The organism is Hymenobacter daeguensis (assembly GCF_054780555.1).
Genome location: NZ_BAAGWC010000039.1, coordinates 23,832 through 34,757, shown reverse-complemented (window position 1 = coordinate 34,757; position 10,926 = coordinate 23,832). Strand labels below are relative to the sequence as shown.

At 54.0% G+C, this 10,926-nt stretch carries 6 protein-coding genes and 1 other RNA gene; 6 read left to right on the top strand and 1 reads right to left on the bottom strand.

The window, feature by feature from the left end; all coding sequences use genetic code 11:
- Positions 1-1,296, bottom strand: a 1,296-nt coding sequence (locus ACYVHT_RS22115) for a DNA polymerase III subunit gamma/tau (protein ID WP_460557352.1), incomplete at its 3' end; no start/stop codon positions are given.
- A 307-nt stretch (positions 1,297-1,603) separates the two neighbouring features.
- Here ACYVHT_RS22115 and ssrA point away from each other — a divergent pair.
- The 6 genes from ssrA (at position 1,604) to ACYVHT_RS22085 (ending at position 10,848) form a co-directional block, all read left to right on the top strand.
- Positions 1,604-1,976, top strand: a transfer-messenger RNA (tmRNA) gene (ssrA, locus tag ACYVHT_RS22110).
- 578 nt (positions 1,977-2,554) lie between these two features.
- Positions 2,555-2,653: an IS1 family transposase gene (locus tag ACYVHT_RS22105; RefSeq protein WP_460557356.1), complete on the top strand. Its 99-nt coding sequence runs from the start codon at positions 2,555-2,557 to the stop codon at positions 2,651-2,653.
- Positions 2,654-3,264: 611 nt separating this feature from the next.
- Positions 3,265-5,715, top strand: coding sequence for an Hsp70 family protein (locus ACYVHT_RS22100; protein ID WP_460557350.1), 2,451 nt, complete (start codon positions 3,265-3,267; stop codon positions 5,713-5,715).
- Between the two features lie 29 nt (positions 5,716-5,744).
- Positions 5,745-6,929 carry a DEAD/DEAH box helicase gene (locus tag ACYVHT_RS22095; RefSeq protein ID WP_460557348.1) on the top strand — a complete coding sequence of 395 codons (1,185 nt, stop codon included), beginning with the start codon at positions 5,745-5,747 and terminating at the stop codon, positions 6,927-6,929.
- A gap of 3 nt (positions 6,930-6,932) precedes the next feature.
- Entirely contained in the window at positions 6,933-8,585 is a 1,653-nt protein-coding gene (locus ACYVHT_RS22090; RefSeq protein WP_460557346.1) for a hypothetical protein, read from the top strand.
- Between the two features lie 79 nt (positions 8,586-8,664).
- Positions 8,665-10,848 (top strand): type I restriction-modification system subunit M, encoded by a 2,184-nt coding sequence (locus tag ACYVHT_RS22085; protein WP_460557344.1) that lies wholly within the window; start codon positions 8,665-8,667, stop codon positions 10,846-10,848.
- The last annotated feature ends 78 nt before the right edge of the window (positions 10,849-10,926 follow it).

Below are 10,926 nucleotides of genomic sequence, written 5' to 3'. Positions count from 1 at the left end.
GGCCGGAGCGGCATAAGCCGCCGCCGCAGCTGCCGGAGCACTCGCCGCCGGGGGCGCTGCCGGCGCAGGCTGGGCGGGGCCGCTGCCGCCGCTACCGGCTGCCACAACAACGGGAGCCGCTTCTCCCGCACCATTCAGGCTGCTAGTTTTTTTTTTAGCCTCGCCGTTGGCGGCAGGGGCTAATTCGCGGACGAACTGCACGGCCCCGTTCAGATACGCCAGCTTCATCAGGGCCAGCTCGACGTGGAGGCGCTGGTTTTTGGCCTGCTTGAACTCGCGGTCGCACTGGCTGATGAGGTTGAGGGCCGAGAGCAGGAAGGCCAGCGGGGCGGCCTGGGCCTGCTGCACGTACTTCTGCTTGATGCCGTCGGACACCTCGAGCAGCTGCACCGTCACGGCATCTTTGCACACGAGCAGGCCGCGCAGGTGCTCGGCGGTGCCCACCACGAAGTTGTGCAGGTCGAAGCCGTTCTGCATCACCTCGTCGAGCAGCAGCAGGGCAGCCGAGAGGTTTTCGGTGAGCAGGCTGTCGACGAGGCGGAAGTAGTAATCGTAGTCGAGGATGTGCAGGTTTTGCACCACCTCTTTGTAGGTGAGGTTGTTGCCGCCGAAAGTGACCATCTGGTCGAACATCGAGAGGGCGTCGCGCAGGCCGCCGTCGGCCTTCTGGGCCAGCAGGTGCAGGGCGTCGTCTTCGGCCGTGATGCCTTCCTGGGTGGCCACGTAGCGCAGGTGCCCGCGCATGTCTTCCACCTTGATGCGGCTGAAATCGAAAATCTGGCAGCGCGACAGGATGGTGGGAATAATCTTGTGGCGCTCGGTGGTGGCGAGGATGAAAATGGCGTAGCTCGGCGGTTCCTCCAATGTCTTCAGGAAGGCATTGAAGGCCGCATTCGAGAGCATGTGCACCTCGTCGATGATATAAATCTTGTACTTGCCGGCCTGCGGGGCGTAGCGCACCTGCTCCACCAGCGAGCGGATGTCCTCGACCGAGTTATTGGAAGCCGCGTCCAGCTCGTGCACGTTGAAGGAGGCGTTTTCCTGAAAAGCTACGCACGAGGCGCACTGCCCGCACGCCTCGGTTTCGGGCGTGAGGTTGGTGCAGTTAATGGTTTTGGCCAGGATGCGGGCGCAGGTGGTTTTGCCCACCCCGCGCGGGCCGCAGAACAGGAACGCCTGGGCCAGGTGGTGGCTCTGAATGGCATTCTGCAGCGTGGTGGTGACGTGCTGCTGCCCCACCACGCTGCGAAACGTGGAAGGACGGTACTTGCGGGCCGAAACGACGAAATTATCCATAAGTTCTCTCTACAAAGTTACCCCGAAACGGGCGGCTTTGGAAGCGGCCTGACCACGTCTGTCATCCTGAGCGCAGCGAAGGACCTTATCACGCTGGCACAGTTTGCAGTAAAAATTTCACCGAGCTTTACCGGTAACAAAGGGCTTGCTATGCATCGTTCAGCCGTGATAAGGTCCTTCGCTGCGCTCAGGATGACAGACGAGGACCGGAAACCTTCCCTCCTCCCCTGCCGTTTCAATTTCACCGCGTACCTTCGCGGCCCGCTTAGCCTTTCGAGGCAACGGCGGGACTCGTTCTTTACCATTTGGGGATGACCGGAATTGACAGCTTGCGCAAATTGCGGGTAAGCGTGCCAGGAGTTGATGGAAGCTCTCCTGTCAAAAAATCTATCAACAATCAACTGGCGACTATTCGTACGCCATGGCTGCCTAGTTCAGAATTAGGTAATTGCCATCGTGCCGCCCGGGTAAGTTTCTACACCTGGGAGTTCGGCGCGTCGTAAGTAGAAAATAGCCTTCGAGGAGCTGTGACTCGGGGGCGAAACCCAACTGCAGCTAGGGGCGGTGCAAAGGCCTGATGTGCGCCTGTACCGCCATGAAAATCCAAGCATAGATACGCACGTAGAAAGCACGTTGATTTCCTTGTCTGGACCAGGGTTCGAATCCCTGCATCTCCACTTTAAACCCCGTTTGCGGTATGCAGGCGGGGTTTTTCGGTTTTCAGGGGACACTTTAGGGGACACAAAACTTCCGGTCAAGTAGAATTATGTAGCCAATCCCGTATAGCTGGGCCTAAAATAACAGAAATGGTGTGCAGATATGCCCAGAGCTAGCTAAGGCGAACTGGGTGGCATTATTGCAATGGATTACTCGGTGATAATGGAATCGAAACCCGTTTATGACCGAGGACAATGGAGCTCGACATAGTAGGGCAAATTAGTGGTGTTCTACTTATGGTGTGCTCAGCTTTAGCTTATGATAACAGAATCGAAAACCTGCAGCAATGTGGCAGCCCGGAGTTATGGCACCACGGCAGTTTGAATAGGTATGCCCAGTACCGCTGTTGGGTTTGCTAGCCCAAGCTGTCTTATGCCCCGCTGGTCCGGTCCACGCTACCCGCTACGCGCAGGTCGAGGCCTTGTTTACTGCACGCGTTTCGCAACGGGCCATCGTGCGCCTGACAAGGTCCCGCGTATGACCGTAGCCAAGCTGGCCCAAGAAAGCAGCCCCAACTCGGCCCGTACGGCGGCATCCTTGGCTGGAACTGGATGAGCAATGGTCGTTTATAGGGCACAAACGACACAAAGCTTGGCTATGGTTGGCCGTTGCCCGTAACTCCCGCCGGGTGATAGCTTGAGTGGTGGGCAGCCAGGGCTAGTCCACTATATGGCGCTAGTGGGCTGCGTTACCGCCAGCCTACCGCCGTCACACCCGCGTCTTTAACGATGCCTGAGCCGCTTATGCAGCGGATGTGCCGACTGGCCACATCGGCCCACCCTGCGCAAAGGTCCGACTAATCTGGCCGAAGGCTTGAACTGCTGGCTGCACCAGCGCTGCCCGGTGCTGGTGCACAAAACGTGTTCGTTCTACAAGTGCTGAACCATGTATTGCGTGCACATCAATTGCCACGACCATTGTAACGACACCACAATTTAAATCACTACCCAAATTACTATGCTGGTGACGCCGGAAGGAAATTACCAGCTGTTAGGTGGCCAAGGTGCTGGCTCTAGACGAGGCGACCGCACGACGAGTCCCGAGGCATCGGGATGTGTTGGACGAATTTATTCTTCAGGCCCATGTAAAGTAATCGTCTATTCAGCTCACAGCCGAGGCATTTGAGGTGGTGTCATTCCGAAAACAACTTAAGGGGCGGCAGCAGTTTTTGCCAAGGCTTAGTTAGCTGTTCTTTATTTAGGCACCTATGAAGATTGTTTTTCTTACATTAGTTGCCTTTTCCAATACGCTATGAGTTCTACTGCTACTGCCCTTACCATCCAAAGCTTATTTCCGGCCGTGCGGAATGCAGGCATCGGCCAAAGTGGAACAACCGCGGGGAAGGTTTTTGTGGGAATAGACTTTGGCACCTCTACTACTGTCATCAGCGTAGCACAACTAATGGGGGGACCTGATGCACCGATTCAGGTGCAGCCAGTTTGGACGGAGCAGTTGCAGGCGGATGGTATCGGCACCGAGTCTGCAGACAAGCTGCCTTCAGTTATTGCATGGCATGGGGAGAAGCTGTTGATAGGAAATGGAGCGGCAGAATTAAAGCATCAGCTCAAGCGGGGAGTTAACGTCTGGTACTCCTTCAAAATGGAATTGGGTGAAGACCTTGGCTCAAAATATTTCAACAGTGAGTTGAAGCGCAACCACCCGGTGGCGACCATTTTGAAGCCGACAGATGCGGCAACGGTCTTCTTCACTTATCTAAAAAAGCAATTAGACCAGCACCTAGACAAACTAGGCAGTCGGCCACAGGTTGAGTACGCAGTGAGCATACCGGCTTCATTTGAAGCGAATCAACGGCGAGATTTACTTGACTCGCTCGCAGCAGCGGGTATCAAGCTCGGCTCGCAAGCGCTGATTGATGAGCCTAATGCGGCTTTCCTGAGCTACCTAGTAGCCAGCACGGCAACGGAGCAAGGTGCCCAACTTTTGCTAACTCCCGATTATCCAATCCATCTACTCGTCTTCGACTTTGGGGCCGGCACCTGCGACGTTTCCGTCCTTGAAGTAGGTACCGCCCTGCAGGGTACGTACTCTAAAAACCTGGCCATCTCCAGGTTTGAGAAGTTGGGAGGAGATGACGTGGACCGGCTTATTGCGCTGCGGGTGCTACTGCCACAGCTGCTGGAAGAAAATGGCGTTAGCATAAAAGACTTTCGCACTCCACAAATCAACAAGGGCATCTTGCCACGGTTGCTGAAGGCCGCGGAAGAACTAAAAATTCGCCTCTGTAAGCAAGTGGCAATGGAGATGCAGACGGCGTCTGAACTACCAATGGTAGCGGGTAGTGAGACGGCCGTGACATTGGGAACTCCAATTGAAGTTTTTCTTCCCAAACATCAGCTAACTCTCAAGCAACCGCGCTTGTCCTACCGGGAGTTTAGAGAGCTGATGGGGACATTTACGGGCAAGGCAGGGCGCACTACGGCGCGTCAGGAAGGCCAAGATGAGTTTGTCAGCATATTTAGTCCTGTCGAGTCGGCTTTGAAAAAAGCGGGGCTAGCAAAGTCAGAAGTCGATTATGTTTTGCTGATTGGCGGCAGTGCCAAAAACCCTTACATCCAACAAGCTTTAGCGGCTTACTTCGATGACTCGGAGCTGATAATTCCACAGGACCTGCAAACGCACGTGGCGGCAGGAGCAGCAATTCATTCTCTCATCTACAACGGCTTCGGCAAGAACATTATTCAGCCGATTGTCAGTGAGCCACTGCTAATAGTGACCAAGGGCGGCCAACCAGAGGTATTGGTTAAGGCTGGCACCCGCATACCGTGCGAACCGGTGGTGCTGGACGAACTGGTGACTCAACGGGATGGACAAGCGCAGATTGAAATTCCCATCTGCGTATCGAGCACAGACAAGGTATTACAGGTGCTCAAGGTATTCGCGCCAGCCAATCAGCCATTCAAAGCCGGAACACCCATTCGGCTGGAATGTAGCATAAGTGCTGACAAGCTTGTGCACGTGCAAGCCACTGTCAATGGGCAGGTGGTGCGGGTAGAGCCGATGAATCCGTTTGCGAACCGGGCCTTGAGCACCGCCGAGCGGATGCTTTACCAGGCGGAACGTAATGCCAACATTGCGGCCGAGCAGCAAGGCGGGAAACCAGCTCAGAGCACATTGTATAAGCTTTTTCAAGCTTACGAGTTTGCAGACAATCATTTGCGGGCAGCAGAGACCCTAGAGCTTATACAGGAGCTGTACCCAACCAATGATTACCACAACAATATTGGCTACCACTACGATATGGCAGGCCATCGCGACAAGGGCCAGCACTGGTACGAGCAAGCTTACCTACGTAGCCCGGCTCCAGTAACTGCATTCAACTTGGCGATGAGCTTCCGGTATACTAAGCCGGCGCGGTACGAGGAGCTAATGGAGGAAGTACTGCGCATGGACCCCTCCTACCCTTATGCTCCTCACTACTATGGGGAACACCTCATGAAACGCGGAGATGGGCGAGGTCGGCCCTTGGTGCAAAAAGCATTTGACATTTTCAATGCCCGGTTTGAGGCTGGTACACTAGGTTCAAACGACTACCATCGGCTGGCTGACTGCGCGCGAATTTTGGGCGATAAGGCTACAGCCGAACGGGTAGAAAGCAGCGCACCTACACGGCAGGAAAAGGGTCTGTACGACGACGAAAATCTGGCTCAGCTGCGTGATAACACCGGTTTGGCAAAACTATAATCCTTCACCTTTTATTACTCTGCAAGCTTATGAAATGGATGGTTCAACGCACGAAGCTGGACAGCGACCAGGAGGAGTTGATTACGCGCCACATTAGAGGTGGTAGCGGCAACGTCTGGATAAAGGGGCACGCTGGTAGTGGCAAATCAGTGCTGCTGGTACACGGCCTTCGTGATAAGCTTGTTGAAAACAAGAATCTGAAAGTTGGCGTCGTGCTGTTCACACGGGCATTAGTGGATTTGATACGAACCGGCCTTAATGAGCTTGGGGTAGAGAAAGAATTTGGTATTCAGGTACCCGTAATGACGTACTACGAACTGCAAAATACCAGTCAGCAGTTTGACTTGCTGTTTTGTGACGAAGTACAGGATTTGCCATCCAGCATGATAACGCTGCTGCGGAATAAGGCAAAGAGGGTCATTGTGGCGGGCGACTCGCAGCAGTCAATTTACGACCGCGACCCCAAAACCCGTGAGCCGGTAGTGAGGCCTGAGGAGATAGGGAATCTGCTGGGCGGGCAGTCTCACGAGTTGCCGACGATTTACCGATTGACACGGTCCATTATTAAGATGGTCAGCAGCCTAATTGGCGGCACTATCCTCGGGGCCCGTCGTGATGCTACCAAGCTCGATGTACAGGTACGTTTGGGCTATACCAACGATGTTGCCCGAGAAATCAAGTATGTATGGCGTGAGTCCAGCAAGCGGGCTCAAGCAAGCGAGTCGACCGTTATACTGCTGCCTTTCCGGGAGAACATCGCAGCATTTTGCAACGCCATATTGACGCTCAATGGCAAACCTGCCTGGGCCGTTGTTCCTGACCGTTGGGGCAAAAACGAGGATTTTGCGGCCATGAACCGGCATCTGGAAGCACAAGGTATCAAGCTCGAATACATCGGCAACGGGGTTGGCACTCTCGATGGAGCTTATACGAACCATCGGGTAGCGGTCATGACCTATCACAGCTCTAAAGGGTTGGACTACGAAAATGTGTACTTGCCATGGGTATCGGCAGGCTTGCACTTGAACGGTGGTGGCAAAGACAAGACGCTTTTCATGGTGGCTATGACTCGTAGCCGCAAAAATCTGGTTCTGACTTACTGCGGTACTCGCAGTAGCATGGTGGACACGTTGGCCGGTGACTGCACCATGTTTGAAATAACAGATGCACCAACAGCAACTGCTCAACCACAGGCTGCTACTTACGACTTCTAATCTATGGCTGCTCAACGCGCCCTTCTGCCTATATACAGGCTTCGCTTTAACCTGCTGTATCAATTTGGCTTCATTGAGGTCAGCTCCGACGAGTGGGTCCCTTATGAAAGGGACTCAACCACAGGGCACCCTGATGTACCAAAGGCAAACCTACTGGCTAAAATGCCAGCCTTTAGTACAGCTGATGAGGTAGTTCTGTTGGACATTGAATTGCCAGAGCAGAGCAAGACTTCTCTACAAATAGCCAGTGCCCCTAGTATGGGTGCACGCTATCCACAACTTAGCTCAGTGGCCCAAGCAGCTTTTGATACCTTGGCTGCGGAGTTGAATAAGCAGCCTACTGCGAGCGGAAATATCAGGCTGAACATTGCGCACGTCCGGCGTCTGTATCCACTTACTACACAAGCCGGACAACTGCTGGCGTCCCGTTTAGACCCTCGCATTAAGCGTCAACCCGCGGTGTTTGAGTCTGTGGCAGAACAGGCCGACCAGCGTTTATTGACGTCCGAGACCCGGTTGGGAAGCGAAGCACTTCTAGAAATTGCCGGATTCCCCGATGAGCGTCTTGATGAAGAGTTATTACAAGATGTAGCGAAGGCTGTTGCAATACGGCTCGGGCGACGCGAAATTCAATCTGACGACTCGTTCTGGGTGCATCTTATTACCTATGACCGGTATGAGCCCTTCCCCAAAAACGATTACGGCTACTTATATGACCTATGTGTAGTGTTCTATCGCAGCCTAAGCGGGCGCGATGGTAACCGAGGACACGATAACGGCTTTGAAGCAACGGGATTTTACAGAGCACTGGAAGCCAACAAAGTGGCTTCTGCTCGTGAAAAAGTAACCCAACTGCTTTTACAAGTTGAGTGGGCCGAGAAGTTGCGTCAGTCATTAACTGACCCAAGTAATGGACTGCGGAAGTACTTAAGCGCCTTCCTTTATCTGAAACTTCGACAAGAGTTTGCCACTGAGGAATATCAGTTTAGTAGAACTTTACTGGAGGTAATTCGTCGAACGGCCGACCATTATCCATCCGAAACAAGGGTTGCCCTACAGCTATTAGGTGGGTTTTTAACTTTTGATAAGATTTCAGGGGCTTACTACGAGGTAATGCAAATCCCCTTATTCCAGGATAACGGGCGAAAACTTACCCGAGTCAATAACATTGATTCCAAGCCCGATACGGCTGTTAAAGCACCTATCACCTTCAAAGTGCCGAATACCACGCCTGCGCCCCGACCTGCAGAAATTCGGCCCGATGAGCCTGCTGTAACTGTTGAGTTACAAGTTGCTCCCCTAAAGCCGAAGGCTCCTGACCTATTCGCATCACAACAGCTGCCATGGATGACTGATGAAAAGCCGGCATCTAGTGCAGCACCCGTTAGTCCACAAAACGAAACTGGCATAACTCACGAAGCTGCCAGTTATCAAGCAACTGAGCCAATAGCCAGCAAGTCTACGGCCAAGGGGGGCCGCAAAGCGGCTGCACCTAAGGAAGGTTCAAAGGCCGCAGCCCCGAGAGCTAAAGCGCCGGCCGCTGGCTCACCAAGGGGACGCAAAACCTCACTAGCTGACATAACTCAGCAGGTGAGCCGTGAGGCTGAGGCACCCTCAATCGAGTTTCCTGCTCCGGACGGTTCGCCTTCGGAATAAAAAGCACTTACCAGCAGCGCTCCTCCCATCCCATCCGACTACCAGCCATAACCGGCCATACCTGAGCCGAGAAGTACCCATGTCCGACATAGCCAATTTCATTTTTACCGTAGCCAACAAGCTGCGGGGACCTTACCGCCCACCCCAATACCGCAAGGTGATGTTGCCGCTCACAGTGCTGCGCCGCCTCGACTGCGTGTTGGAGCCTACCAAGGATGCTGTGCTGGCGGAGTTTGCCCGCCTAACGGCCAAGAGCATGTCGGAGCCAGCGATGCGGCCGGTACTGGCCCGCGTGGCTGACCCTACCCGGAAGCAGGCCCCACTATATAACGTGAGCCCCTTCACGTTCCGGAAGCTGCTGGATGACCCGGAGAATATTGCCGCAAACCTGACCAACTACATTCAGGGTTTCTCGCCCAAGGTGCGCGAGATTTTCGAGATGTTTAAGTTTGAGGCGGAGATTGAAGAGCTGGATAAGAAGGACCGGCTGTATCTTATCATCAAGGAGTTTGCGAACATTGACCTGCACCCGTCGACGCTCGACAATGCCCACATGGGGCAGCTGTTTGAGGAACTGGTGCGACGCTTCAATGAGCAGGCCAACGAGGAAGCGGGGGACCATTTTACGCCCCGCGAGGTAATTCGCCTCATTGCCGACCTGGCGTATACCGGTGACGAGGAGCTTTACCGCCGCGGTATTGCCCGTACCATTTATGACCCCACCTGCGGCACTGGCGGGATGCTTTCTATCTCAGAAGAGCATATTAAGGCGCAGAATCCGGAGGCAGAGCTGACTCTGTTTGGCCAGGAATACAACGAGGAATCGTACGCTATTTGCTGCTCGGACTTGCTCATTAAAGATGAGCCCGTTGACAACATCAAGTTCGGTAACACGCTGGGCACGAAGAAGGGCGGTGGTGACTTGCTGGCCGACCAGCTGTTTCACTACATGCTGGCCAACCCGCCTTTCGGTGTGGAGTGGAAGCCCGAGAAGGAGACGGTGGAAGATGAGCACCGGAAGCTGGGATTCTCGGGCCGCTTCGGGCCAGGCCTGCCCCGTATTTCCGATGGAGCGTTGCTGTTCCTGCTGCACATGCTGAGCAAGCGGCACCCTGGCCCGGATGCAGGGGGACCAGGCTCAAAAATCGCCGTGGTATTCAATGGCTCGCCGCTGTTTGCGGGGGAGCCGGGCTCGGGTGAAAGCAATACGCGCCGCTGGATAATCGAGAATGACTGGCTCGATGCCGTGGTGGCTCTCCCCGACCAGCTGTTTTACAACACGGGCATCTACACCTACATCTGGCTGGTGAGCAACCGCAAGCCGGCTGAACGCCAAGGCAAAGTGCAGCTCATTGACGCGACGGGGCACTACGTGAAGATGAAAAAGAGCCTCGGCAACAAGCGCAATGAAATTGGCGATGGCACAGAGGGGCGGCCCAATCAGCTGGCGGAAATCACGCGCCTGTATGCCGAAAACAAGGATGGCGGCACCGCAATGGTAGATGGCAAGGAGCGGGTGTGCAGCAAAATATTCGACAACTACGAGTTTGGCTATCTGCGGCTGACGGTGGAACGGCCGCTACGCCTCAACTTCCAGGTAAACGAGGAGCGAATAGCCCAACTGAAAGAACACAACGAGTTTAAGAAGCTAGCGACAAGTAAGAAGAAGCCTGGAACTCATGCCCACGATGAAGAAGTGTATCATGGCCAGCTACATCAAGAGTACTTACTGAGGGTGCTAGAAAGCTTCGAGGATGGCCGGATATTCCGTAATCAAGCTGACTTTGAGGCTGAGTTGGACGCAGTTGTTGGCCGCATGCATGCGGACAAAAAGAAAAAGATTAAGCTGGACCTTTCAGAAAAGAAGGTACTTGTGGCTGGCCTTTCGCAACGCGACCCAAAAGCCGATATCATTCGCAGCCGCAACGGGGCACCCGTAGCCGATGCCGAATTACGCGATACCGAACTGGTACCCTTACCCGCTGGCCTGCCAGCTAAGTTGCCCTTTGATTATACGAAGGATGCCGACCCAACCGACTTGCTGCATCTGGTGCAGCCTCACTGCGAAGCTTATTTCCTGCGGGAGGTGATTCCCCATTGGCCTGATGCCTGGGTAGACTACTCCAAAACTCGTCTAGGCTACGAAATACCTCTGACACGCCATTTCTACAGTTATGCGCCACCACGGCCGCTTCCGGCTATAGAAAGCAATATCAAAGAACTAGAAACAGAAATATTAGAACTGCTGCGTGAGGTAGTATAGAGACAAATAGTCTTCTTCTGCTACGGTCTACTTAAGATGTAGAACTAAAAAGCGAAGAGGCAGACAAATTGATTTACC

Bases quoted from the DNA above. Each gene is read 5' to 3' on its own strand.
- ACYVHT_RS22095 (WP_460557348.1), top strand. From the start codon at position 5,745: ATGAAATGGATGGTTCAACGCACGAAGCTGGACAGCGACCAGGAGGAG.
- ACYVHT_RS22085 (WP_460557344.1), top strand. From the start codon at position 8,665: ATGTCCGACATAGCCAATTTCATTTTTACCGTAGCCAACAAGCTGCGG.
- ACYVHT_RS22090 (WP_460557346.1), top strand. From the start codon at position 6,933: ATGGCTGCTCAACGCGCCCTTCTGCCTATATACAGGCTTCGCTTTAAC.
- ACYVHT_RS22100 (WP_460557350.1), top strand. From the start codon at position 3,265: ATGAGTTCTACTGCTACTGCCCTTACCATCCAAAGCTTATTTCCGGCC.